Source organism: Gemmobacter sp. 24YEA27, assembly GCF_030052995.1.
GTDB lineage: Bacteria > Pseudomonadota > Alphaproteobacteria > Rhodobacterales > Rhodobacteraceae > Pseudogemmobacter.
Genome location: NZ_JASJPW010000003.1, coordinates 1 through 25509, shown reverse-complemented (window position 1 = coordinate 25509; position 25509 = coordinate 1). Strand labels below are relative to the sequence as shown.

Sequence of the window (25509 nt, the reverse complement as noted above, 5' to 3'; positions counted from 1 at the left end):
TCAGATTATGCTGCATCGCCCCGGGTGCCCGGCCTGATCGACGATCAGCGAATGATCCACCACAAGGTCGCACTGGATCTGTGGCTCGGCGCGGGCCGGGTCGCCGCCCTCGCGCAACAGCGCATCGCGTAAGGCGGCGAAGTCCATCAGCACCGGCAAGCCGCTGGAATCGGGCAGCACCACCCGGTCGACCGCCAGAGGCACCACGAGACCCGGGGCCCCCGGTCTCCAGGCGGCGACCTCAAGGATCAGGGCACGCTCGTCGGTCGGGCTGTTGCGGATCAGGTTCTCAAGGACGATCCGCAATGAATAGGGCAGCGGTGCGGTTCGTGTGGCGACGAGCCTCGCCAGTTCTGCTGCAACAGAGGCCTGTCGCCCATCGGCGCGGTCCTCGGAAATCTGGGTAATGCTCATGCCTCTGCTCTCCTGACGCCATTATGGTGCAGATCGCGAAAACTGTCAAGAAAGTTGTATTATAAAGAATACAATAAAACAAATATGGCCAAAGAGAACGGCGCGACATCTGGTATGCTGCATCCGGATCACAGGGGAAGAAGCCGGGCACACCGTCTGGCAACGAGCAGGCCCCTGTCTGGGGGCCTGGCACATCTGTTCGGTTTCGCATGTGGGGGTGTGCGGCCTGGCGCAAGGGCGGGGCTACCGGGCGCCGCTGAGACCGGAAATTCGCGGGATGTCAGGAAGAAGCAGAAGAGCCCGTCAGGATGCGAAGTCCTGGCCACGCCGGACCCATTGCGGCGTCTGGCTTTCGCCCTGTTCGCGCGACAGGCTTACCCGGTATTCAAACAGCTCGGGATTGTAGAAGATCCGCAGAAATTCCACGAGGCGCCCGGTACTGTCGAAAACGGTGCGGCGCATACAGATCAGCGGCGCGCCGGGTGCCATGCCAAGATGGCCGGCCAGTTCTGGATCGGCGGCAACGGCAGTCAGGCGTTGTTCTGCATGGGAAAAGACAAAACCCTGTTCTTCCAGCGCTGCAACCACCGTGCGGTTTCCAAGCGATTCTTCGGAAAGCAGGTCCGATTCCGGGGGGAAAACATAGACGACGGAATGTGAAAACGGCACCTCGCCGCGGCGACGGGTGCGCCGGATCCTGAGCGCGGGACCGTTCAGCGCCTGACCGGTTTCCCGGGCCAGATCATTCGGAATATCCACTTTGGCGAATTCATGCAGTTCAACCGCCGTGGTTTCCTCAAACTCCCGAATATTGTCTTTGAAGCCGCTGATGCCGTCTCCGGGGCCACGGTCCAGCACCTCCGGATTGACAAAGGTGCCGCGCCCGCGATGGCGGGTGATCAGACTGGCCTCTTCGAGAAGGGCCATGGTCTTGCGCACCGTCACCCGCGAGACGCCATATTCAGCTGCAAGCTCCTGTTCGGAGGGCATGACCTCGCCCTCGCCCCAGGTTCCGGCGCGAATCTGCTGATCCAGCACCAGGAAGATCCGGAAATACAGCGGAATGATGTCCTGCAAATCCCTGCTTTGTCGGGCTTGTGTCATCATTGCTTTACTGTGGATCCTGCACCGCGTTGCCAGAAGCTATAGGCCGCACAGGGGCTTGCGTCCAGTCTGGTGTGGCCGTTCAGCCAATGGTTTGCGCAAGCTCGGGGGCAGCGCGCTTCATGTTTTCACCCGGCGCGATATTGAGCGTCTTCAGCAACCACCATGCGGTGCAGAGGTTGGAAGACAGGAAGGGCAGGCCGCTGTCAGCGACCGCAAGCCCGGCGGGCACGGTGATCATGCCGGTGCCGCTCATCACCACGGCATCCGCGCCGCTGTGATCCACCCGGCCAAGGGCGGCCGCGACCTCATCTGTCGTCAGCTCGTAAGCGCGGAACTCTTCCGAGATCGGGACAATCTGGGTCACCTCGCAGCCAAAGGCCGTCCAGAAGGCGGTGGCCTTTTCCGTGAGCCAGGCAGGATAAGGCGAGACGAGGGCGATCCGCTTTGCCTTCAGGGCCTCAAGTGCGCGCAGGATCGCGAGGCTGGCCGTCGCGACCGGATGACCTGCCTGGGCCGAAAGGCGGTCACATTGCGCGATATCGCCCTCGGGCAACAGCCGGTAAGACGGGCCGGTCAGGCCAATGGCTGTCGCGCCCAGCGTGATCGAGCCGAAATCGCCCAGACGCTGCGGATACTGGTCAAGATAGGCCTGGTTGCGCTCTTCGAGCGTCGTGCCGGGGCGCACGGGAAAGCGGGTCACATGCAGGCCGACGGTTTCGGGAAGCAGGAAGCGCAGCTCGGGTTCAACCGTCGGATTGGCGGGGGGCACCATCACGCCAACACGGGCGGCGGGGGCGAGAAGATCGGCTGCGACGGTCATTTTGCGGTCTCCGGCTGGATGGTCTGTGCGGGTGTCATCCGGGTGTCCGGCTGAAGGTTTTGGGCGTCACGCGGTGGTGCCATGTCGAGCATGGTGGTTCGCACCAGCATTTCCCGCGCGTTTTCCGGGCTGGCGGCACGGCGGCGCACTTCGTCAAGCCATCCTGGGCCGCCCGCGACATTGCGGTCGGTGCGGGGCAGCAGTTCTTCTTCCGCGACGCGGCGCCTCGCAATCGCTGCCGCTTCGGCAAGCCCCGGCTGGCCGCTTTCCAGCGCATCGGCAATCGCATGTCCCAGCACCCAGGCATCATGGATGCCGCAATTCATATTCATGCCACCGCGTGTATTGGTCAGATGCAGCGCATCGCCAATCAGGAAAACCCGGTCATTGCCATGGCTGGAGGCCAGCATCTTCCGCGCGCCATAGATATCATGGCTGCGCAGGGTGAGACGCTCGGGCAGCATCGGCAGGAAATGGTGCAATTCTTCCATATACCATTCCGGTCTGACCACTTCATCCTCGTCAAACCCGGCAGGCAGGCGGATGATGAGCCGCCAGCAATCGGGCATTTGCAAGAGGCTGACCGAGCGGTTGTCACGGTCGAAAACATAGCTGATCTGACCGATCCCGGGGAGGTAGTCTTCAATCGGGTCGGTGCTGACAAGCCGCAGCACCCGGCCCGGATAGTGGATACCCTCCAGCTCCAGACCCAGAAGATCGCGCACCGTGCTGCTGGCGCCATCGGCCCCCACCACGAAGTCACAGTCATGATGATGAACGGCGCCATCCGCATCAGACCAGCCGACGCGCACCCCGTCTTCCAGCGTTTCAAGACTTTGCAGCTCTGCACCGAAGCGGATTTCGCCATGGCCCGAGCCGCGCACGATATCCGCCATCAGTGGCGTGATCGCCGATTGCTCCAGATGCAGGCGGAAAGGATAGGGGGTGTCGGCCTCCAGCAGCGCGTGGTCGAATTCGGCAAACACACCGTCGGGATCGCGATACTGGATATGGGTCGCCTTGCGCCCCTTCTCGAGCATTGGCCCGAGAACCCCGAAGTTTCCAAAGATTTCCAGCGTCGGCGGGTGGAAGGTCGACGCTTTTGACACGGTGCTGAGGCCGTCGCGCTTTTCGAGCAGAAGACAATCTGTGCCGCGGCGGCTGAGCACGACCGCAATCGCCAGCCCTACCGGCCCGGCTCCGATTACCGTTACTCGTGCAGCATCGGCCATCCGAACTCTCCTCAGTCTTGTGGTTGCGGGCAAACGGACAGCCTGGGCTCCGGAAAGTTCTATCGCATAGCTTTATGTCTCATACAAGATACATTTGATGCGGTGTGATGTCTCACATCAGGCCATTGCGCGGTGGGCAGATATTGCCGCCGCACGTCTGAACGCTGTTCCGGCAGGTGGCTGCAACGAACAGGACAGGTGCCGTTTGCGGCGCTGAAGAAATCCGAAATGAAACAGCCCTCAGGCGCCGCCGTCCGGCAATGCGCGCAGCTGATCCAGCGCCAGGCGGATATGGGCGCGCATCAGGGCTTCGGCCTGATCCCCTTCTCCGGCGGCAATCGCGGCGGCGATGGCGCGATGCTCATCAGCGGCCTGGGATTTGCGCTCGGGCACCGCGCCGGATTGGCGGCGATAGAGCTTGAGCAGGTGATAAAGATCGCCGCAAAGCGTCCGCACCAGCCGCTCATTGCCGCTGGAAACTGCGACCAGCTCATGAAAATCCAGATCCGGGCCATCAATCAGCGGCTCAAACTGCGCGAGCAGCGCCTGTGCAGAGGAAGGCTGCATCCGTTCCGCCGCAAGCCGGGCGGCGCATCCTTCCAGCGCTTCGCGCAGCTGAAAGAGATCAATCATCGCCGCACGCGACAGCCGAACCACCCGCGCCCTTTGCCAGGATTCGCGGGTGATCAGTTCAAGGCCCTGAAGGCGGCGCACCGCCTCCCGCACCGGGCCGCGGCTGACGCCCATCTCGGCCGCAATCCGTGCCTCGCGGATTTCGGTGCCGGGAGGAATGGCGCCGGAATGGATCTGCTCAAGAAGAGCATGAAACACCCGGTCGCCAAGCGCCGCTGCTTTCGGTTCTGGCTCTGTCATAAGGTCCCAGTCCGGCTTGTGATCCGGTTCGCGGTCAGTATGTGACCCCGTCAAGGTCCATATAGCGCGCTTCCAGACCGGCGACATCATTCTCGCCCATCAGATCCCACAAATCATCGATATCGGTGAGGAGGTCCGGTCGTTCTGTCGGCTCAAAGCTGTCGAGCGAGTCCTTCATCGCCACCAGCGCCCGCCGCATCGCCAGCACGGCCGCCGCAGGCAGCATCCGGGGCAGGGTGACCCGCTTCACCCCAAGCTCTGCCAGCCGCGCCACCGGAATCAGCGGCGTCGTCGGGCGCGAACGGAGGCCAAAGCCCATATTGACCGAGACCGGCACATCCACCGATTCGACCAGGCGGCGGATCTGGTCCTCTCCCTTGATCGCATCGGCAAAGATCAGATCCGCCCCCGCCTTTACATATAGCTGCGCCCGGCGGATCGCCTCATCCAGCCCCTCGACGGCAATCGCATCCGTGCGGGCGAGGATAACGAAGTCATCATCCCTGCGGGCATTGCAGGCGGCCTCGATCTTGCGGGCCATCTCGCGCGCATCGATCACATCCTTGCCTGCCATATGGCCGCATCGCTTGGGGCTGACCTGATCTTCGATGTTGATGCCGACAACGCCGGCTTCCTCGAAAAGCTTCGTGACATGGAAGACGGTGACCGGGTTTCCATAGCCCGTATCGGCATCGGCCATCAGCGGGATCGAGATCGAGCGCGCCAGAATGCGGACCGCTTCGAGATTGTCCGTCAGGCTCATGATGCCCGTATCAGGCACACCGAGCCGCGCATTGGCGAGGCCCGCGCCGGTGGTGCAGGCGGTTTTGTAGCCCATCTGCTCGACCAGCTTTGCGGAATATCCATCGAAGACGCCCGGAGAGACGAGAACGGGCTCTGACTTCAGAAGCTCCCTGAAAACACGCGCCTTAGTGATCATTTTCTTCCCTTACCGTGATCGAGTTCGTTGGGTGGCAAGATTGTGGAGGAGCAAGAAACTGTCAACACTTTGAATGCAGGCCACCGCCTTATGCCTGGCCCATGTGTTTTTGTGACGCCTTTTGTGATGACCATGAGGTGACGTTGCCCCCTGTGGCTGATCCAGTCTGACCTCGGCTCTGGCCGAACCGAAAGGGCCCGAGATGACGCGCAGCAGGTTCACCGAAGACCAGATTATCGGCATTCTGACTGAGCACGATGCCGGGGTTTCTGCGGTCGAACTGTGCCGCAAGCACAGCGTCAGCGATTCGACCCTCTGCAAGGGGAAGGCCAGGTATGGCGCTATGGATGTCAGCGAGGCGAAGCGGCTGAAGGGGCCAGAGGTGGAGGAGGGTCAGGAGACGATCCGGGGGATCGTTTTCCCGACGAACGGAATGCCCGTCTGAAGCGGATGCTGGCGGGCCACGGGATGGGCGACCGTCGGGCGTGTCGGGTGATCGGCACACGGGCACCGATGGCGCTGTCGCTCATGCCGGACCAGATCTGGTCGCTCGATTTTGTCTCGGACCAGCTGACCGATGGCCGCCGCGTCCGGGTCATCACCCTGGCCGATGACTGCAGGCGGAAATGCGTCGCCCTGATCGCCGACGCCTCCTTGTCCGGAGCCAGGGTGGCGCGGGAACTGGCCACGCTGTTCGAGGTGCGTGCCAGGCCTCTGACAATGGTCAGTGACAACGTCCTGGCTCGGGAAGGAAACGCGGTTTCAGGCGTCAGATCACGGGGCATCCGAGCGAAGGAGCGCCTTAAGAACAGATACCCAGGCGGGTTTCGCCGTCGGGAAGTGGCCTTTGCTATAGCAAATACAGGGTCGGCCAGGTTGCCGCCCTTACCGTCCTTAAGACCAGATCCTAAACCCCCGGGCGGAAGGCCAGAACATTGTCTGCGAGGTCAGGAAGCTGCCCCCACGCCTCTACAGAGAGGGGTCCTTCCTGCGCCGTGACCTGCATCTTGTGCCTGCCAGGTATGGTGATGACTGCGCGCGGCGGGCCGGATGTTCTTCACAACCTGCCCGGCGGGCGCTTTCATCGTGACGGCTTTCCTCACCATCTTCTCAACTTCATCCGGCTCTGGATGAGCCAGAAGCGCTCCACTGCGCAATCACGCCAGACTGTTCCATGGGGCTGCCGGCGGACAATCCTGTCCCCCTTACGTGGAAAAAACCGGGTAAGGACCCTGTAAATCCAGGGGCCATTACGTGCGACCACTCAGCCGCAGCACCAGCACGTAAAGCGCGGGGACCATGAAGAGGGCGATCACCGTTGAGGCGACCATACCGCCCAATACCCCGATTCCAATGGCATGCTGCGCTGCCGCACCTGCGCCGGAGGCGAGCGCAAGGGGCAGCACCCCAAGGGCAAAGGCGAAAGAGGTCATCAGGATCGGCCGCAGCCGCGCCTCGGCGGCAGAGCGGGTGGCGGCCAGCAGCTCCATCCCCTGTTTTCGTCGCGCCTCGGCGAATTCGACGATCAGGATCGCGTTGCGCGCGGCAAGGCCGATGGTCGTTAAGAGACCCACTTTGAAATAGACATCGTTCGACTGCCCGAACCCCCAGGCCGCAACAAGCGCGCCAAGAATGCCCACCGGCACCGCCAGCATCACCGAAAACGGGACCGACCAGCTTTCATAAAGGGCCGCCAGCGACAGGAACACCACGAGTGCCGACATGGCGAAGAGGATCGGCGCCTGGTTGCCCGAAAGCCGCTCCTGATAGGAAAGGCCGGTCCAGGCGATGCTGTAGCCGGGAATATCTTCCAGCAGGGCCTCGAGCCCCGCCATCGCCTCGCCGGTCGAAATTCCCTCACCCGGATTGGCAGAGACCGAGATCGCCCGTGTGCCGCCATAGCGGTTCAGTGTGGGCGAGTTTTCGGACCAGGTCTGGGTCATGAAACTGGCAAAGGGCACCATCTCGCCGGCGCGGTTCCTTGCATGCCAGACAGTCACGTCTTCGGGCTGCATCCGCCATTCGGCGGCCCCCTGGACGATCACCGGTCGCAGCTCGGCCCCGAGTTCGAAATCGTTCACCTCCCGGCCCGAGAAGATCACCGAGAGCATGGCATTCACCTCGGACACCGTGAGCCCCATTGCCCGGGCACGGCTTTGGTCGACATCGAGGCGCAAAGCGGGGCGCCGGCTTGGCTCATGGCCGCGAAAGCCCGAGGCGATACCGGCCTCCTGGGCGCGCGTGGCCAGAAGCATTGCGGCCTCTTCCATTGCGGCCTGGCCCTGACCTGCCTGGTCGATCAGATAGAAGGAAATACCGGCGGAACTGCCGACCCCCTGGATCGCCGGTGGCTGGGAAAAGGTGATATTGCCGGCGCGATGGCCGTTGAAATGGGCATTGGCGACGCGCTCCAGCCGGGAGGCAGACAGGCCGGGGCGTTCGGCAAAAGGTTTCAGCCTGATATAAAGCATGGCGGTATTCGGCCCGCCTCCGCCCCAGGTAAAGCCAAGCGCGGTCATCACGGTGTCAACGGTCGCGCCTTCTTCCTCCATCAGCCAGTCAACGACTTCTTCGGTCACGGCACGGGTCTGCGAGGTGGTCGAGCCTTCGACAAGGCGCAGCTGCACCATCATCACGCCCTGATCCTCTTGCGGGACAAAAGACGACGGCAGCTGGCGAAACAGCTGGAACGAGCCCCAGCTGATCGCGCAAAGCACAAGCAGGACAAGAAAGGGCCAGCGCATGGCCAGCCCGGCGGCATGGCCATAGCCGCGCGTCACTTTGGCCATTCCGCGGTTGAACTGGCGGGCAAACCAGTTGCCGCCGTCATGCGCGCGCGGCTTCAGAAGTGCCGCACACATTGTGGGAGACAGGATCAGGGCCACTGCCAGCGACAGGACCATGGCCGAAATGATCGTGATCGAAAACTGCCGGTAGATCACCCCGGTCGAACCCGTCATGAAGGCCATCGGCAGAAAGACCGAAGACAGGACCAACACGATCCCGACCAGGGCCGATGAAATCTGCCCCATCGACCGGCGCGTGGCGCTGACCGCATCCAGCCCCGGCTCATGTTCCAGCTGGCTTTCGACATTCTCGACCACCACGATCGCGTCATCGACCAGGAGACCGATCGCCAGCACCATGGCGAACATGGTCAGCGTGTTGATCGAATAGCCAAGCCCCGAGAGCACCCCGAAGGTGCCCAGCAGCACCACCGGAATGGCGATCACCGGGATGATGGTTGCGCGCCAGCTTTGCAGGAAGATCAGAATGACGATGAACACAAGCGCCACTGCTTCGGCCAGCGTCTTCCAGACGGTCTGGATCGATTCCTCGATGAAGGGCGAGGTGTCGAACGGATAGGCAACCTCGACCCCTTCGGGCAGGGCGCTTTGCAGGCCCGAAAGCGTCTCTCGCACCCGTTTCGCGGTCTCGACGGCATTCGCCCCCGTGGCGAGCGTCACCGAAAAGCCGGCCGCATTGGCGCCGTTGAAAAGCGCCGAACGGCCATAGCTCGTCTGGCCGATCTCGATTGTGGCAACATCGCCCAGCAGCACTTCGCCGCCGCCTTCTTCGACCCTGAGCCGGATCTGCGCGAACTGATCGACCCCGGTAAGCTGGGTCTGCGACGAGAGCGCCACAGTCAGCTGCTGCCCCGGCACCGCCGGATCCGCGCCAAGCGCTCCGACCGAGACGGTGGAATTCTGATCGGCAATCGCGGCGGTGACATCGCCGGGGGTGATCTGGAATTCGGCCATCTTCATCGGGTCCAGCCAGACCCGCATCGCAAAGCCCGATGAGAAACTGTCGATCGATCCGACCCCGTCGACCCGGAGCACTGCGTCCTCGACCATCTGCGTCGTCAGATCGCCCAGTTGCAGCGTCGAATAGCGGTTGTCGCGCGAGACCAGCGCCCCCACCATCAGCGAGCTTTCCCCGGCGCGCTGAACTTCGGTGCCGCGTTCGCGCACGACCAGTGGCAGACCGGATTCCGCCAGCGCGACCTTGTTCTGCACCTGGTTCTGCGCCTGATCCGCCGTCACCGTGTCGTTGAAAACCAGTTCGACCCGGCTGCGACCGCTGGCGGAAGAGCTTGAGGTCATGAACAAAAGCCCGTCGAGCCCGGTCATCGCATCTTCGATCACCGAGGTGACGGAATTCTCGGTCGCCTCGGCCGAGGCGCCGGGATAGGTCGCGGTCACACTGATACGGATCGGCGCGATATCGGGATATTGCTCGATGGGCAGGTTCCAGAGCGACCAGCTGCCGAACAGCATGGTGATGATCGCGAGAACCCAGGCGAAGACCGGGCGGGTGATGAAAAACTGTGCCATCAGATCAGTTCCCCGCGCCGCCTTCGGTGGCGGGCGCAAGGTCGCGCACCACCCCTTGCGCATCTATGGTCACCGGGACGGGGGTGATCTCGCGCCCCTCACGCATGGTGTTGATCCCGTCAAGCAGCAGCCAGTCGCCCGGTTCCAGCCCGGCCTGTACGATCCAGGCCGCCTCCCAGGTGCCGGTTTCGGTCAGATAGCGTTTGGCGACTTTTCCATCCACGGCGATCCAGGCCGATAGCCGCCCGTCGCGTTCGCGCTGTGTGGCACGCTGCGGCACAAGGATCGCCTGCTGCCGCGCCAGCGTCAGCTCGGCCTGGAGGAACATGCCCGGCGCAATCATGCCGCCCGGATTGAGAACCTCGAACCTGAGCGTGCGGGTGCCGGTGGAAGACGACACAGTTGCCGCCGAAGAAATCAGCGCCGCCTGGCCCGCGATGCGCCGCCCGCCATCGAGAACCAGGACCAGTTCGGGTGTGATCAGCTCGATCTCGCCTCTTTCGGCCCGGGCCTCGATGGCAAGCCGCGTCTGATAGGGTTCCGACAGATCGACCAGCACCGGATCGACCTGGACGATTTCGGCCAGTGCCTGGGCCTGGCCCTGGGTCACCAGATCCCCGACCGAGACCTGGGCCACACCGACAATCCCGGTGATCGGTGCCCGGATCGTCGTCCAGTCCAGCTGGGCGCGGGCCAGATCCACGCCGGATTCCGCCTCGGCCAGCCCGGCCTGGGCTTTCAGAAGGTCGGTTTCGGCAATATCCAGCGCCGCCTGGCTGGCTGATGAGCCGCGCAGGGCAGAGACCCGGCCATAGCTGGTTTCCGCCGCCTTCAGATCCGCCGAGGCCCGCGCTAGGCTCGCCTCTGCCGAGGCCAGCGCGGCACGATAGGTCAGCGGGTCAATGGTGAAAAGCGGGGTCCCGGCCTCGACCTGCGCCCCCGGGGTATAGAGGATCGCGGTGATCTCGCCCCCGACCCTTGGCCGGAGCTGCGTCGCACTGCGCGCCACCGCCCGCCCGGTCAGCAGTTGCTGCACCGGCACCGAGGCCCGTTCCAGCACGACATATCCGGCCTTGGGGGTGGAGACGGGGCCTCCTGTGCCAGCGCGGGGCGCAGGAGCGGCAGCGGCAGCCAGGAGATTGCGGGCGGGAGAAAAGCGGGATGGCCGGGCTCCGGTGGATCGCAACTGAGTTCGCATCGGGAAGTCTCCGGCCTGTAGCTGCCTGTTCGGCTGTTGTTATGGTACGGATCCGCAGCCGGACCCATGGACTGACACGTCAGCCGCAGAATTTTCCGGCGTTTATGTCGCGACAAGGCTCTGATAAAGGCCCATGGCGCTGATCTGCCTGAACTTATGGCACTGTTTCGTGACTTTTCCTCTCTCGCCAGCGGAACTTCGCCCCTGGATGGTAAATCCGCCGTGAACCACGCCTCCTGAGGTGGACTTCTCTCCCCCTGGCCCGGATAAATGGCTGATGTCTTCCAGATCCCTCCTGACCCTGATCATCGCGGCTTTGCTGCTTATTGCCATCGGTATCGGCACCCTGATGCCTGGCGGCGCACTGCCACAGATGCCTGGTTCTGACAAAATGCAGCATTTTGGGGCCTTTGCCCTTGTTGCTCTTGTTGTCACCCTGCTGCGGCCGGGCTGGGTCCTGCCGGTCGCGCTGATCCTGGTGGCCTATGGCGGGCTGATCGAGCTGATCCAGCCGCTGGTCGGGCGCGCGCGCGAGCTTGCGGATTTCGTGGCGGACAGTCTCGGCGTGGCGGCAGGCAGCCTCACGGGGCTGATCGTCCACCAGGCTATTCAGCGCCTCCAGCGCGGAACCAGCGACACCGTCGTAAACCAGACCGCCGATAACCGCTGACCCAGAGGGCTTCCGGCTGGACGACCTGGGCCGGATCCCTGGCCCCACCCCAGGCAGAGCCGAGTGGATTCAGGCCGCCATTGAATGGGGCGCCTAAAACCTGCACCCGCTGATCCTGACGATCAATTGGCCGGTCTGGTCTGATTAAGATGCTCCCGAAGGGTCGTCCCGGTATATGCCTCGCGATAGATCCCCCGCGCCTGGAGATGCGGCACGACTTCCCTCGCGAAGTCTGAAAAGCTTCCAGGCAGAAAAGCCGGGGTTACCACAAACCCGTCGCAGCAGCCGCTCTCGAACAGCTCAGCTAACCTGGCAGCGATTTCCGCGCCGGTGTCAGCAATCTGTGGGACCCGGATGCTCGCGGCCCAGATCCGGCCAATGTCACCCAGGGTCTCATACGGGGCATGGATCGAGGGCAGCTTCTCACGGACATAGGCTGGGACCTCGGGGCGCTCCAGCAGGGCCTCAACCGTCAGGTCCAGCGGATAGGGCCCAAGGTCGAAATTCAGCTGCCCCGAAAGCGTGACAAGACCCAGTTCCGGCCTCGCGAGGCTGTTGTGAAAGCGCAGCTTGTCCTCTGCCTCGGCCCGGGTCGCGCCGATAAAGGGCATCACCGCCGTGAGGATCTTGCAGTCCTCCGGCTGACGCCCGGCCAGTCGCATCTCTTCATGCACGGATTTGCGGAACCGGCGCATTTCTTCCGGCTGCCGGTGGATCGTGAAAATCACCTCGGCCCAGCGGGCACCAAAGCGCCGACCGCGGCCGGAGGAGCCTGCCTGGATGATCACCGGGTGACCCTGCGGCCCTGGCGGAATGTTCAGCGTGCCATTTACCCTGATCCATTTTCCTTCATAGGATACCGGGCGGATACGGGACGGATCGGCGAAAATCCCGGCCTCTTTGTCATGGATAAGTGCATCCGGAGCCCAGCTCTTCCACAATGCCAGCGTGGCCTCGACAAATTCATCGGCGCGGTCATAGCGCAGATCATGGGCCAGATGCTGATCCGCCCCGAAAATCCGGCCCTCGCTGTCATTCATTGAGGTGACGATATTCCAGGCAGCCCGACCCTTTGAGATATGGTCGAGCGTCGCGAAGGAACGTGCAACGTGGTTCGGCTCGAAATAAGTGGTCGAACGTGTGCCACCGAGGCCGATCCTGCTGGTCTGTGCGGCAAGATAGGACAGCATCGGCACCGGATCGAGACGCGCAGCATCCTGGGCCCCATAGCGAAAACTGGTCTCGCGCCCCTCTGTCAGCTGCTCCGAGACCGCCAGGCGATCCGCGAAGAACAGGAAGTCAAAAAGACCTTCTTCCAGCGCATGGGCCGTTGCTGTGTAGAGCGCGGGATCCAGGAAACTGCCCCTGGTTTCGGGATGACGCCAGAGCGCATGGCTGTGGGCCACGGGACCTGCAATCAGAAAAGCGGCGAGATGGATCTGGGGTTTGCCCATGGTGTTCTCCTGTCAGCGTGGCGCTCTGAGCGGCCAGGTCAGTTCTCTGCTCCGGGTCAGGCCGCCTGGACGCCGGGTCAGAACAACAAGAATGATTATGGCAAGAAGCAGTTCCTGGCTGCCGGAGGGGAGGCTGAACCGGCTTTCTCCAAGCGTGACGCCGGATTCCAGGAGCCGAAAGCCCGAGATGACGCTGCGGATCAGTACCGCGCCCAGCACAGCGCCGGTCACGCTGGCGCGGCCACCAAAGATCAGCATGGCCAGCATCAGGAAGGTGAGATCCAGCCAGAAGGTCCGCACCGAAAGCGCGCCAAGGAAATGGCCAAGCAGCACGCCGCCGACCCCGACAAAGAACGCGCTCAGCGACAGCGCGAGGATGCGCAGCAGCAGAACCGGTACGCCCGAGGCCCGGGCCGCGATCAGGTCATCCTGTGAGGCGCGCAGCATCAGGCCATAGCGGCTTTCGCGAAACAGCACCGCTGCGGCCACTGTCACCACAGCCCAGGCGGCGGCAGTGCCCGCTGAGACGTCAAGCGGCAGGCCGATCAGCGTGCTGGCCCCGGCCGTCCAGCTGGTCCAGCTCTCATAGATCGCGCGCATCATCGCAAGGAACGCAAAGAGCGCGATAGAGGCCCCGATACCGCTCAGCCGCATCAGGATCAGCCCGATCAGCGCCGCGACAAGGGCCGCAAGGCTGGCCGCGATCAGGGTTGCGGGCAGCAAAGGCACCGTGTTTTGCAAAAGAAAGTCCGGCAGTCCGGGAAGGTAGACCGGTTTCAGCCCCGGGCAGCATGTCTGCCAGGCCGAGGCATAGGCCGCGATCAGCATGAAAGCGGAATGCCCGAATGAAACGATCCCCGAATTGCCGATGAAGATCTGCAGGCCGACCACCGCGACGACATAGATGAACATCTCGGTCAGGAAGCGGTTCAGCGCGGGCGGGCCAAAGCTCTGGCCCAGAACCCAGATCAGTCCGATGGCCAGTGACAGGTTGACCGCAGTGGCAAAGCGGAAGGCGGGACGTGCGGCCATGGGTCAGACCCTCTCAATATGGGATTTGGCGCGGATCAGCCCGCCTGGCGCAATCACCAGCAGGATGAGGGCAAAGCCGAAGACGAAGGCGTCGCGCGCCTCGCGCAGGTGATCGGGCAGAAAGGCCTGGAGGGCGGTGGTGGCGATCCCGATCAGGAAACCGGCCAGAACCGGGCCCAGCAGGCCCCCCATGCCGCCGATCACCGTGGCCATAAAGCCCATCAGCGTGATCGGAACGCCCATCCGGTAATCCAGGGTACCTGTCTTCACGACAAGCAGCAGGGCCGTCAGCGCCGTCAGAGCGCCGCCGATTGCGAAAGCCGTGCCGATCACCCGGTCCGCCCGGATGCCCAGCAATTGCGCCATACGAAAATTCTCAGATGCGGCCCGCATCTCGGCGCCAAATCGGGTGCGTTTAAGAAACAGCGCCACCACTGCCAGCGCGGAAAAACAGGTGGCGATGGTCACCAGATCGATGATCGGAGCCTGCCCCCCGGCAAAGCGCGCCGGGGCCATCAGTTCCGGCCAGAGATTGATCGATTTCGGCCGCCCGCCATGCACCAGCAGGATCAGGTTCTGCAAGGCATAGCTTACCGCGAAAGAGGAGATCAGCAGCGTCGCGGGCTCGGCATTGCGCAATGGGCGGAAGGCCAGCCATTCCGTCGCAAGCGCCAGCAGCACGATCAGTGCGATTACCGCGAGGATGAGAAGCGGTGCCGGCCAGGTGCCGATAAACGGCGTTGCCACCTGGGCCGCCGATGGCACCACCAGCGCATAGGCGGCCCAGGTGATGTAATCGCCACTGGCGAAATTGATCAGCCGCATCACGCCAAAGATCAGCGCCACACCAAGCGCCACCAGCGCATAAAGCCCGCCAAGCGAAAGGGCATCAATCACATATTGCATGAGGCTCATAATGCGGCTTCCCCGAAATAGGCCTGGTGCAGGCTCTCGGCTGAGAGGATCTCCGCACGCGGGGCGGAAAAGGTGATGCGCCCGTTTCGCAGGACGCAGATATGATCCGCGATGCTGAGCGCGCGTTCGGCGCTTTGCTCGACAACCAGCGCCGCGACACCGCGCGCTTTCAGCCCCCGGATCGCGCCCAGCACCAGCGCTGTCATTTTTGGTGAGAGACCCAGCGAGGGTTCATCCACCAGCAAAAGCCTGGGCCGGGTCAGCAGGGCGCGGGCGATGACCAGCTGTTGTTGCTCGCCCCCCGAAAGCCTGCCTGCCGGTGTGGCAAGGCGGGTCTCCAGCGCCGGAAACTGCGCGAGTGTCTCGGCGATGGCATCGTCGAGCTTCTGGCCCGGGCGCAGCCCGAGCCCGAGGTTTTCCGTCACGCTGAGCGTGGAAAAGACGCCGCGTCCCTCGGGCACCAGCGAAAGGCCGCGCCGCGCGACGAGATCGGCGCGCAGCCCCAGGATCTCTTCGCCCTCGAACCGGACCGAGCCGGTCACCTGGCGCAACGCGCCGGCAATCGCCAGCATGGCAGAGGATTTTCCCGCCCCGTTCGGGCCGACAAGGCAGGTCACCTGGCCGGCTGCCGCCGTCAGGCTTATACCGCGCAGGGCCTCGATCCGGCCGTAGCTGACCCGCAGATCGCTGAGTTCAAGCATCTTCCCCGCCCCCCTCATGACCAACCCCCAGATAGGCGGCGATCACGGTTTCATCCCGGCGGACAAGGTCGGCGGGGCCGCCAGCGATCTTATGGCCCGGTCCAGCACCACCAGCTGCGGACAGGTCGCAAGGACCACATCCATATTATGTTCGATCAGCAGCAGCCCGCAGCCAAAGCGGGCAGGGATCGCGCGGATTCGCCCGGAAAGGGCGGCGCATTCCACCTCATTCAGTCCGGCGGCGGGTTCATCCAGCAGCAGGAAACGCGGCTGCGAGCCAAGCGTGCGTGCAATGCCGACAAGACGCTCTTCTCCGAAAGAAAGGTCTCCGGCGCGCAGATTGGCCCGGTGACCAAGATCCATCCAGTCCAGCAGCTCCCGCGCTGCAGGCCCGGCTGCTCTGCGGCTGCGCCCGGCCGCGCAGAGCGCGACCTCGACGTTTTCAGCGACCGTCAGGTCATGGAAAAGCCGCGCGGCCTGAAAGCTGCGCACCACCCCGGCCCGGACCGCGCCGCGCGGCCGCCCCTGGTGATGTTCTGGCCATTGACCAGCACATCCCCCGATCGGGCCGCTGAAAGCCGGTCAGAACGTTCACAAGCGTGGTCTTGCCCGCACCATTCGGGCCGATCACCCCCAGAATACCGCCCTGATCCAGGCTGATATCGACGGAACTCAGCGCTTTGATGCCGCCGAAACCAACCGAAAGGCCAGTTCCGACGAGCTTTGTCACCGGGGACGGCGCCGTTTCGGGCTTAGTCCCACCATTGGATGTAATCGCGTTTGGCGGGGCTGTAATAGCCGATGGAAGCGGGTTCACCATTGGTATAGCCGACGGCCAGCATCGGACGGCCCGCAGTGATATGCAGATCGGCGGTGAAGGTGGTCAGACCGGCCAGCAGCGGCTCATCCCGGAACTTTTCCAGTCCGCCAGAACTGCGTCAGACTCGAAGGTGCCGGCCCGTTCGACGGCCCGTGCCCAGGCGGTGACGGCTGAATCGCCGGTGACAGCCTGACCGGTCTGCGGGCGCTCGCCTGTCGCGGCCAGGAAATCAGCGTTGAAGGCACCGATTTCCGGGCGCGGGTCATCGCCGCGCGCCGAGGAATAGGAGAAGTAATAGAAGTCGCTCAGATTTTCCGCCGGAACGGAATCGCGCCAGCCGTCGCCATCCGCATTGGTCCCGGTGACGAAGGGCGCAGTGATGCCCGCCGCGCGGAACTGGCGCACGATGGCCGGGAAGCCGGCGTGACGCCTGCAAGGGCGATGACATCGGGTTGCTCGGGCAGCGCCTTGATGCGGGTGATCTGCGCCGAGAAAGAGGCATCGTCATTGCGGAAGGTATCGCTGCCGATCAGCGTGCCTTCGCCCGCTTCGGCGGCCCAGCCTGCCTCAAATCCACGCCCGAGGCTCTTGGTATATTCAAAGCTGCTGTCGGTCAGCAGATAGGCGGTTTTCCAGCCCTGTTTATGCACCGACCAGCTGGCGAGCAGGCTGCCATTGGCCTCGGCCTCGCTGGCGAGGGAAAAGACATAGCGGCCGATCGCATGATTGCCGAGCTTGGCATCCGCGCCGCAGGTCGAGAAGGAGATCACGCCTTTCTGGTTTGCAACCAGCGCCGTCGGTGCGCCCATGTCGAAATCGCAGGAGATGATCAGAACCTGGGCACCGGCATCCAGAAGCTGCGCCCCGGCCTGGGCGGCTCCGGCGACTTCGGTCTTGGTATCGGCCTTTTCCAGCACCAGCGTCTTGCCAAGCAGGCCGCCATTCGCATTGATCTTTTCAACGGCGAGTTTGACCGCGTTATAGGGGCCCTCGTCATAGGGGGCCATCCAGCCGCTTTCGGCAATGGCCGCCCCGATGACGACGCTGCTGTCGTCAGCCTGGGCTGCCAAAGGCATGAGCGAGAGCGTGGCCGCTGCCGACGAGGCAAGCAACCTTTTGATATGTACAGACAATTTATTCTCCTTGGGGGTTATGGCCTGTTTCAGGCTGTCTCGGTTGTGACGAGATAGTCACCGCCAGGCCTGACCTCTGCCACCGTTTGCGGCAGCAAAAGAAGCGTGGTGGTGCTTTCCTCGATGATGCCCGGGCCGGGGATCCGGTCGCCGGGTCGAAGCCGGTTGCCGTCATAGACCGGCACGCGGCGCAGACTGCGATGGGCAGGCGACCAGACCTCGCGCCAGCCGGTGGGTCCGGTGTTGCCACCCGCCTCGCCTGGTGCACCAGTCTGGTTCAGATCGACGTCATTCAGAGGGTTGCGTCCGAGGGCCGCGACCTTCCAGGTGGTGAATTCAACGATATCCGCCTCTTCGCGCACCCCGTAGATCCGCTCATGCGTTTCGTGGAAACTGTGGATCAGCGCAGGAATATCCGCCTCGGTGAGCACCCCGTTTTCAGGGGTGAAATGCACCTCGATTTCCCAGGACTGGTATTTGTAGCGCCCGAGAAACGCATATTCGAGATCGATCCGCCCGACGCTGGTTTCGGCCTCTTTCAGCCGGCCAGCGCCTGTTGCCGCAGGGCTGACAGCAGATCGTTCACCTTTGCAAGATCGAAGCCCGCCGATGAGGTCTGGCCGGTGCCGGTCTCATTAAAACGCAGATCCGAGACGAGGCCGCCAAAGGCGCTGAGGCCGGCGGTCAGCTTTGGTACCAGAACGCTGTGGATGCCCAGAACCTCGGCCATTTCGGCGATATGGCAGGCGGTTGCGCCGCCGCCCGAGACCAGCACGCTCTCGCGCGGGTCGATCCCCTCATTGATGGTGATATTCTGGATCGCGCCGACCATATTATGATTGCAGGTGGTGCAGATCGCCCAGGCCGCTTCGTGCAGCCCGATGCCCAGGGCCCCGGCAATCGAGCTGACGGCGGCTTCGGCGGCTTTGCGGTCCAGCTTCATCCGGCCGCCAAGGAAATTATCGGGATCAATGACCCCAAGTACCACATTGGCGTCTGTCACGGTCGGCAAAGTGCCGCCCCGGCCATAACAGGCCGGCCCGGGTGCCGCCCCGCGCTTTGCGGCCCGACCCGCAGGAGCCCGCCCGGATCAACCCAGGCGATGCTGCCGCCCCCGGCGCCGATCGAGCGCACGTCGATTTTCGGCACGCCCAGCATGTCAAAGCCGATCAGGGCCTCGGGGGTGATGATCAGCTGGCCATCCCGGACCACTGAGACATCCAGCGTGGTGCCGCCCATATCGGCGATGATCAGATCCGCCCCCGGCAGAAGGCGGCGCGCGGCAATCGGTGCCAGCGTCGGGCCGGACATGGTGCTGAAGATCGGCTTTTCGGCGATCACCCGCGCGGGCATCATGCCGCCGACGCAATTGGCGATCAGCAGTTCACGGCGGTAGCCCGCCGCGCGCAGGGCCGTCTCCAGCCCTTCGACATAAGAGCGGACCACGGGCAGGAGCGCGGCATTGAAGGCCGTGGCGATGGTGCGGCGATATTCGCGCTGGATCGGGTTCAGCTCATGGCCAAGGGTGACCGGCACTTCCGGCCATTCCGCGGCAAAGATCTCACGGATCCGGCGTTCATGGCTGCCATTCACCACCGACCAGAGCAGGCTGACCGCCACCGCCTCGACACCAAGGGCGCGGAAACGGGCAATGGCCTGATGCACATCCTCTTCGGCCAGCGGCTGGTGCTCGCGGCCCCTGGCGTCGATGCGGCCGCCGATCTCCTGCGTCAGATGTGGCGGGATGAAGGCATCGGGATAGGGCACGGACCAGTCAAAGGTCCGCTTGCGCGGGCCCTCGCGCAGCAGAAGAATATCGGGATGGCCGGCGGTCAGCAAAAGCCCCGCACGGCCAACCTTGTTTTCGACCAGGGCATTGGTCGAGACTGTGGTGCCATGCACGATGCTTTCCGTCCTGGACAGGAAATCCTCCAGCGACAGCTGATAGGATTGCGCCGCCAGCTCCAGCGCCGCCATGAAGCCATGCTCAAATGCCGGCGGTGTCGAAGAGGCCTTGAAGATGCGCGGCAGGCCACCCAGCTGCAGCACAACGGCATCGGTGAAGGTTCCACCGATATCAATACAGATGCGGAAGCTCATATTACTTGCCTCCCGCTGCGAGGGGCGTGGCGCGCAGCTGACCCGTGCGGGCCAGGTCGGTGACGACAAGGCCTGGCAGCTCGCCGGGGCGCACTGCGACACCATATACCGTTTCGGCGGCCTCGGGGCTCAGCCAGCCGCGATTGATATCCTGCGTCACGCGGTCGGGGGCACGTTGCCATGGATCGCCATAGCCTCCGCCGCCGTTATTGATCCAGACCAGCGCCTCACCCCGGCGCAAAGTTTCGCTGTTAAAGCCCGGCAGGTCGATGATCTCACCGCTGGCAAGCCGTTTCATGTTTCGCGCGGCCGCTCCGGCACCGCCGCCAAGAACGCCCTTCGGCGGGTTCACACAGCCGTCGCTGCAATAGATCGCGGTCAGCTCATCGCCGAGCGGGATCATGGTGCCCGTCATCCCCGGCGCGCCATTCCACTCGCCCGCGCCCATCGTGCCGGGGGCGACTTTGCGCTCTTCGATCAGGATCGGATACATGCCCTCATCGATCTCGACACTGTCGAGCACGATCACCCCGGCATTGACCGAACCAAGATAGGTCAGCCAGCCATCGGTGCCATGTTTGGCCGGGCCACCGCCATAGGTGACGAAAAGCTGGTTCACATAGGGCTGGTTGCCGTTATCGGCATCAATCCCCGAAATCACCGACTCGCCGGCCTGTTGCTGCACCGCGCCTTCACCAAGGCCGAAGGGGCGGCCCATCTGCGCGAAACAGGCCTGAACCGCATTGATCAGCCGTTCATTGACATTGGTTGTGGCAATCGAAGTGCCGGCGGGAAATTTCGGTCGCCCCACCACCGCGCCATCGCGCAGCAGCACCCGGATCCGGCTGTCGCTGCCCGCATTATGCGGCAGGGTCGGGTCAAGATTGAAATAGACCCCGATCCGGCAGGAGCCGAGCGCACAGGCTTCGGAAAGGTTAAAGCCGCCGGGAATATTGTCCTCATTGTCGCGCGCATCGATGGTGATCAGGCCGTTTTCCGGATCGGTGATCACGGTCACCCGCACCGGGACACCCTGATCGGCAACGCCCGGGATAGGGTCGTGACGGGTCTCATAGCTCCACTCTCCGGCGGGAAGGCGTTTCAGTTCCTGGATCATGCGGCGCTCGCCATAGGCGGTCCATTCGTCGAAAAAGCGACGGATCGTCTCAATGCCGTATTTCGCGACCAGATCCTTCAGGCGGCGCTCGCCGACACGGCAGGCCCCCACCTGCGCCCGGTAATCGCCATACCAGATATTGCTGACGCGGATGTTATACATCGCGTAGCGGATCCAGTCTTTCTTATCGGTGAAATCCTCCTGGATGCGGATGCAGGGGAAGTTCAGGCCTTCCTCATAGATTGTGGCCGCTTCGGGCAGATAGGTGGTCGGCAGCGGTGCCCCCATATCGGCGTGATGCGAGCGCGCAAGTGCCCAGAACAAGAGCTCTCCCTCATAGAAAACCGGGATCACCACTGTCAGATCGGCGTGATGGGTTCCGCCGGTATAGGAGCAGTTGTTCAGAAAGGCGTCGCCCTCTTTCACATCATCGAAAAGATCGGTGATCGCGCGGGTGGTCAGATCCAGCGCCGAGATATGGATAGGGATCCCCTCTTCGACGCAAAGCTGGCGATGATCGGCGGTCAATACGCCACAGGACAGATCGCGCGCATTCTTGATCACAGCCGAGCGGCTGGCCTTTGACACGGTATTGATCATTTCGCGGATGATGGTTTCGATCCGTGCTGACAGAACGGACAGCAGCACGGGATCGAAATCCGGGGCGGTTGGGGCAGACATAGTTCTCCTTCCGGCCGGAGGAGGGAAGGCTGCCCCCCGCGAAGATCCGGCCGTGTTCCTGACGTTCCGCGCACCTTAGAAATGGGCCGCTTTCAGTCAATTCTCTCACCAGACGGCAAACAGAGGGTTTGTTTTCCGCCACTGGCCCCAAAGAGAATGAAGAATAAAATATCTATAATTCTTAGATAGATATGCCGATCTTCTGTAGAAATTTTGCCCGGGCCAGTGCGACCACTGGTCCATTCTGGATCCCTCCATTCGGAATAACTGGATCCTTCTCTTCGCTGCAATTCATCGCCCTGTCCCGGGCTGATGAGATTATTTGCGCAGGGCGCTGACCTCTTCGGCGATGATTTCTATCCCCCGCGGGATGAGCTGCGCCCTGATCGAGGAGTAGCCGAGCCGCAGACAGGAACGTTCGGGCGGCGCCACGAAGAAGGCATCTCCGTTCTCGACAAAGACACCCCGGGCCAGCAGGTTTTCATAGAGCGGCGCCGCGCGGATTCCCTCGGGCAGCGTCAGCCAGACAGAGGTGCCGCCCCGCACCGGCAGGAACCCTGCATCCGGCAGCAGATGGCGCAGGGTTGTGGTCAGCGCCTTATAGCGGCCGTGATAGGTGCTGCGCAGTTTCTGCAGATGGGCATTGTAATAGCCGCTGCGGATAAACCTTCCGATCGCCGCCTGAATATAGGTAGAGGGATTGCGCATGATCAGCCGGCGCAAAAGCCGCAATTCGGCAATGATCTCACGCGAGGCAACCACATAGCCCGCCCGCAGCCCTGGGGCCAGCGTCTTGGAGAAACTGCCGACATGAATCATCCGTTCGCCCGGAGCCATGGCCCGCAGGCAGGGCAGGATATTGCCCTGGAACGGCAGTTCTGAATCGTAGCCATCCTCGATCACGTAAAAGCCTTCGCGCGTGGCCCGTTCGATCAGCGCTTCGCGGCGGCGCAAAGACATGCGGACAGACGTGGGAAACTGCCGCTCGGGGTGCAGTAGATCAGATCGCTGCCGGCCGGGATGGCTTCGGTGATCAGGCCTTCCTGATCGACCGGCACAAAGGCAACTTCGGCCCCGTTCATCCGCAGGATCGAGGTCATATCGGTATAGCCCGGATCCTCGACCACCGCCTTTTGCCCGCCAGAGGCCAGCAGACGGGTGATCATAAAGAGCGCATTCTGCGCCCCGCCGGTGATCAGGATCTCATCATCCTGCGCCCAGAGCCCCTGTTGCGGGAGGATGACCCGTCGCAGCGCGTCAATCAGTTCGGGTCATCCTCGTCATAGACTTCGCGGGTCCAGACAGAAATACCGTTCAGCGAGTTCAGGTCCCGCAGAACAGAGCGCCAGTTTGCGGTCGGGAATGTCGCGGGGTCGCACTGACCATAGATGAACGGATATTCAGCGCTACGCCAGTTCTTATCCTTATGGATGCGCGGCAGAGAGCTGACCGATCCCGGGAGGCCTGGCTTTCCCTTATCCGGCTCAGGCGGCAAGGCCCCGGGACCACCCGCCTTCGGCATTTGCCGGGGCGCACCATCTCGCTGACCCGAAAGACAGACCGCTCTTCGCTGCTGGCCAGACCGTCGAGCACAAGCCGTCGATAGGCGGATATAACCGTATTGCGCGAAAGCGAAAGCTGCTCTGCCAGCTGGCGCGTCGAAGGCAGCGCGTCGCCAGAAGAAAACATGCCCTCATTGATCAGCGCTACAAGAGCGGCATAGAGGCTGTCGCGTCTGGTGGTGCCACGCGCGACCTGCAGGCTTTGGAGCGTCGCAAAGTTGCGGGGGACCGCAGTGGGTCTGGCCATAGGAACCACCTGATTGTTAATGCCCACCCGCCACCGCGCCGGGCAGGCACGAAATCTCCACGCGGAACTGAGCCACGTGAACATTCCCCCGAAGCGGCGAGCGGTGGTGGCAATGCAGTTCTCCACATGGGGCTTTTGAACATCATTCGCCAGATGCACTTACGACAGCAGCCGTCGATCTGCGAGATCGCCAGGCGCAGGGGTTTGTCGCGCAAATACTGTGACCGAGCATCTTGCGGCTCCTACCGCTGAACCGACGCCCCGCACCATATCCCACAACCGCTACGGTTGCCTGGCGATGGACCTATCTTTCGCGGCCAGTTTCGTGGCACGGCCTGGGGCACGGGTGAGATCAACCGCGACAATCGGCTCGCTGCGGCTTTCTTTCACGGCATGATGGAGGATACACAGTGCGGCTACTGCGCCGGGTGCCTTTTTGCAGAACCGCGCATCCGGATCTGTTGTCGGGGCGTGGGTCGTATTGGAACACTTCCCGCCCCTGAAGCCGAGTTCGCCCGGGGCAAACACTGGCCTCGCGTCGCCATGGCCGGCGACGCGAGGCTGATTTGTCAGAGGCCCATCACCTTTGGCAGCCAGAGCACGGTTGCCGGAACGAAGGTCACCAGCATCAGGATCACCAGCATAATGCCCAGAAGCGGGAGGCTTTCCTTCAGGATAGCCCCCATCGGCTCTTTCGCGATGGATTGGGTGATCAGAAGGTTGAGCCCCATCGGCGGATGGATCAGGCCGATCATCAGATTGACCACCACGACCAGCCCGAAATGCACCGGATCGATCCCGAGCGCGATGGCCGAGGGCAGCACGATCGGCACGATGATGATGGTGGCCGGGGTGGAGTCCAGGAAGGCCCCGGCGATCAGCAGGATCAGGTTGATCAGAAGCAGGAACACCACCGGCGAAAGCTGTGCCTCCTGGATCCAGCGCGACAGATCCTTGGGCACGCCATGCACCACCATCAGATAAGCGACGAAGGAAGAGGTCGCGACCACCAGCATGATATTTGCCGTCTGCATCCCGGCGTCAGACAGGATCGCGGGCAGCTTGCCCCAGCGGAACTCGCGGTGGATCACCCAGCCGACAAAGATCGCATAGACGACCAGAACGGCGCCAATCTCGGTGATGGTGAAATAGCCGCCCCGCGCGCCAATGATCAAAAGGATCGGCATCGACATGGCCCAGACCGAGACGCGGAATTTCTGCCAGATCACCGCGCCCCCCTGGCGGCCCCGGCGCGGCAGGTCATGCTTTTTCGCGTGGTGATTGACGAAGATCACCAGCGCCACGACGATCATCAGCGCCGGGATGTAACCGCCGATGAAGAGCTTGACGATCGAGACCTCGGCGATCACGCCATAGATCACCAGCGGGATCGAAGGCGGCAGGATCGGGCCGAGCAGTGCCGCCGTGGCCGTCAGCGCGGCGGCGAAAGCGCCCGAATAGCCCTCTTTCTTCATCTCGGGGATCAAAAGCGCGCCGGTGGCCGAGGCATCCGCCACAGACGAGCCGGAAATCCCGGCGAGAAACAGGTTCGTCCCGATATTCACCTGGCCCGAACTGCCGCGCAGGCGCCCATGGCCGAGCCCAGCAGATCCACGATACGGGTGGTGATGCCGCCTGCATTCATGATGGAGGCGGCGAGGATGAAGAAGGGCACCGCGAGCAGCGGGAAGCTGTCGATCCCGTTCAGCATCTTTTGCGCCAGCACAAAGCCGGGCGTGTCCCAGATCAGGATGATGACAAGCGAGGCGATGCCCCAGCGAAATCGCAATCGGCACGGCAAGAAACATCAGCGCGAACAGAACCAGCGCAAGGGTCAGAAGCATCAGCATGGATCAGGCCCTCTTGCCGCTGTCGGCGGTGCTCGCCGCGAAGAGGCGCGTCTTCACCGCGCGCTCAAAGATGAAATAAAGCCCCGCCACGCAGAAGGTCGGCAGCGCCAGATAGACCCAGCCATAGGGAATGCCGGTCGCCGGGGCGCGCTTGATCGCCACCACATCCAGCAGCTTCTGCGAATAGATCAGCAGGGCCACCATGAGAGCGGCGGTGCATATTTCGACAAAGATCATCTGAACGCGTTTTGCCTTCGGACCCATCTGGACCGAGAAGAAGTCAATCGAGATCAAATCCCCGCGTGA

At 63.0% G+C, this 25509-nt stretch carries 22 protein-coding genes and 4 pseudogenes; 3 read left to right on the top strand and 23 right to left on the bottom strand.

Translation table 11 applies throughout. The features are described 5' to 3' along the window. From QNO18_RS20105 to QNO18_RS20080, 6 genes are all read right to left on the bottom strand, one after another. Complete coding sequence (locus QNO18_RS20105) at positions 1 to 414, bottom strand: hypothetical protein (protein ID WP_283179306.1); 414 nt, start codon at positions 412 to 414, stop codon at positions 1 to 3. 303 nt (positions 415 to 717) lie between these two features. Further along, entirely contained in the window at positions 718 to 1491 is a 774-nt protein-coding gene (locus QNO18_RS20100; protein ID WP_283179305.1) for a GntR family transcriptional regulator, read from the bottom strand. A 109-nt stretch (positions 1492 to 1600) separates the two neighbouring features. After that, positions 1601 to 2341: a hypothetical protein gene (locus QNO18_RS20095; protein WP_283179304.1), complete on the bottom strand. Its 741-nt coding sequence runs from the start codon at positions 2339 to 2341 to the stop codon at positions 1601 to 1603. Further along, positions 2338 to 3573 (bottom strand): FAD-dependent oxidoreductase, encoded by a 1236-nt coding sequence (locus QNO18_RS20090; protein ID WP_283179303.1) that lies wholly within the window; start codon positions 3571 to 3573, stop codon positions 2338 to 2340. The genes QNO18_RS20095 and QNO18_RS20090 overlap by 4 nt, the downstream gene beginning before the upstream one ends. Positions 3574 to 3813: 240 nt before the next feature. Further along, positions 3814 to 4446 (bottom strand): GntR family transcriptional regulator, encoded by a 633-nt coding sequence (locus QNO18_RS20085; protein ID WP_283179302.1) that lies wholly within the window; start codon positions 4444 to 4446, stop codon positions 3814 to 3816. A gap of 34 nt (positions 4447 to 4480) precedes the next feature. Beyond that, positions 4481 to 5386, bottom strand: coding sequence for an isocitrate lyase/PEP mutase family protein (locus QNO18_RS20080; protein ID WP_283179301.1), 906 nt, complete (start codon positions 5384 to 5386; stop codon positions 4481 to 4483). Positions 5387 to 5588: 202 nt separating this feature from the next. On the opposite strand from QNO18_RS20080, the gene QNO18_RS20075 reads away from it, so the two are divergent. Both QNO18_RS20075 and QNO18_RS20070 read left to right on the top strand, forming a co-directional pair. Continuing rightward, positions 5589 to 5831 (top strand): transposase, encoded by a 243-nt coding sequence (locus QNO18_RS20075; protein ID WP_283179300.1) that lies wholly within the window; start codon positions 5589 to 5591, stop codon positions 5829 to 5831. 26 nt (positions 5832 to 5857) lie between these two features. Beyond that, positions 5858 to 6121 (top strand): annotated as a pseudogene (locus QNO18_RS20070) (IS3 family transposase); the annotation flags it as partial. A gap of 515 nt (positions 6122 to 6636) precedes the next feature. Here QNO18_RS20070 and QNO18_RS20065 read toward each other — a convergent pair. Together QNO18_RS20065 and QNO18_RS20060 are read right to left on the bottom strand one after the other, a co-directional pair. Next, a complete protein-coding gene (locus tag QNO18_RS20065) occupies positions 6637 to 9723 on the bottom strand; it encodes a multidrug efflux RND transporter permease subunit (protein ID WP_283179299.1) in 3087 nt (1028 codons plus the stop codon). A gap of 4 nt (positions 9724 to 9727) precedes the next feature. Next, positions 9728 to 10783, bottom strand: a complete 1056-nt coding sequence (locus QNO18_RS20060; protein WP_283179298.1) for an efflux RND transporter periplasmic adaptor subunit — start codon at positions 10781 to 10783, stop codon at positions 9728 to 9730. 415 nt (positions 10784 to 11198) lie between these two features. Between QNO18_RS20060 and QNO18_RS20055 the strand changes: the two genes are divergently transcribed. Beyond that, positions 11199 to 11591: a VanZ family protein gene (locus tag QNO18_RS20055; protein ID WP_283179297.1), complete on the top strand. Its 393-nt coding sequence runs from the start codon at positions 11199 to 11201 to the stop codon at positions 11589 to 11591. A gap of 122 nt (positions 11592 to 11713) precedes the next feature. Here QNO18_RS20055 and QNO18_RS20050 read toward each other — a convergent pair whose 3' ends face one another. The 15 genes and pseudogenes from QNO18_RS20050 to QNO18_RS19980 form a co-directional block, all read right to left on the bottom strand. After that, a complete protein-coding gene (locus QNO18_RS20050) occupies positions 11714 to 13045 on the bottom strand; it encodes an NtaA/DmoA family FMN-dependent monooxygenase (protein ID WP_283179296.1) in 1332 nt (443 codons plus the stop codon). Positions 13046 to 13057: 12 nt separating this feature from the next. Continuing rightward, positions 13058 to 14077, bottom strand: coding sequence for a branched-chain amino acid ABC transporter permease (locus tag QNO18_RS20045; RefSeq protein ID WP_283179295.1), 1020 nt, complete (start codon positions 14075 to 14077; stop codon positions 13058 to 13060). 3 nt (positions 14078 to 14080) lie between these two features. After that, positions 14081 to 14992 carry a branched-chain amino acid ABC transporter permease gene (locus QNO18_RS20040; RefSeq protein WP_283179294.1) on the bottom strand — a complete coding sequence of 304 codons (912 nt, stop codon included), beginning with the start codon at positions 14990 to 14992 and terminating at the stop codon, positions 14081 to 14083. Beyond that, positions 14989 to 15693 carry an ABC transporter ATP-binding protein gene (locus QNO18_RS20035; RefSeq protein WP_283179293.1) on the bottom strand — a complete coding sequence of 235 codons (705 nt, stop codon included), beginning with the start codon at positions 15691 to 15693 and terminating at the stop codon, positions 14989 to 14991. Before QNO18_RS20035 ends, QNO18_RS20040 begins: the two co-directional genes overlap by 4 nt. Before the next feature lie 42 nt (positions 15694 to 15735). Further along, positions 15736 to 16185 (bottom strand): ATP-binding cassette domain-containing protein, encoded by a 450-nt coding sequence (locus QNO18_RS20030; protein ID WP_283179292.1) that lies wholly within the window; start codon positions 16183 to 16185, stop codon positions 15736 to 15738. Beyond that, complete coding sequence (locus QNO18_RS20025; protein ID WP_283179291.1) at positions 16151 to 16423, bottom strand: ATP-binding cassette domain-containing protein; 273 nt, start codon at positions 16421 to 16423, stop codon at positions 16151 to 16153. Before QNO18_RS20025 ends, QNO18_RS20030 begins: the two co-directional genes overlap by 35 nt. 153 nt (positions 16424 to 16576) lie before the next feature. Continuing rightward, positions 16577 to 17520, bottom strand: a pseudogene (locus tag QNO18_RS20020) (ABC transporter substrate-binding protein). A 155-nt stretch (positions 17521 to 17675) separates the two neighbouring features. Then, on the bottom strand, positions 17676 to 18188 hold the full coding sequence (locus tag QNO18_RS20015) for a hypothetical protein (RefSeq protein ID WP_283179473.1): 513 nt from the start codon (positions 18186 to 18188) through the stop codon (positions 17676 to 17678). Further along, positions 18185 to 19746 (bottom strand): annotated as a pseudogene (locus tag QNO18_RS20010) (hydantoinase/oxoprolinase family protein). The gene QNO18_RS20015 and the pseudogene QNO18_RS20010 overlap by 4 nt, the downstream one beginning before the upstream one ends. Before the next feature lies 1 nt (position 19747). Continuing rightward, entirely contained in the window at positions 19748 to 21544 is a 1797-nt protein-coding gene (locus QNO18_RS20005) for a hydantoinase B/oxoprolinase family protein (RefSeq protein ID WP_283179290.1), read from the bottom strand. A gap of 318 nt (positions 21545 to 21862) precedes the next feature. Further along, complete coding sequence (locus QNO18_RS20000; protein ID WP_283179289.1) at positions 21863 to 22504, bottom strand: PLP-dependent aminotransferase family protein; 642 nt, start codon at positions 22502 to 22504, stop codon at positions 21863 to 21865. Continuing rightward, entirely contained in the window at positions 22477 to 22785 is a 309-nt protein-coding gene (locus tag QNO18_RS19995) for an aminotransferase class I/II-fold pyridoxal phosphate-dependent enzyme (RefSeq protein WP_349293919.1), read from the bottom strand. The genes QNO18_RS20000 and QNO18_RS19995 overlap by 28 nt, the downstream gene beginning before the upstream one ends. An 82-nt stretch (positions 22786 to 22867) precedes the next feature. Continuing rightward, the gene (locus QNO18_RS19990) at positions 22868 to 23353 is read right to left on the bottom strand and encodes a winged helix-turn-helix domain-containing protein (RefSeq protein ID WP_283179288.1); all 486 of its coding nucleotides are present in this window, start codon (positions 23351 to 23353) and stop codon (positions 22868 to 22870) included. 569 nt (positions 23354 to 23922) lie between these two features. Next, a pseudogene (locus QNO18_RS19985) lies at positions 23923 to 25064 on the bottom strand (TRAP transporter large permease). A gap of 142 nt (positions 25065 to 25206) precedes the next feature. Further along, positions 25207 to 25509: TRAP transporter small permease subunit (locus tag QNO18_RS19980; protein WP_283179287.1), on the bottom strand; the 303-nt coding region annotated here is incomplete at its 5' end.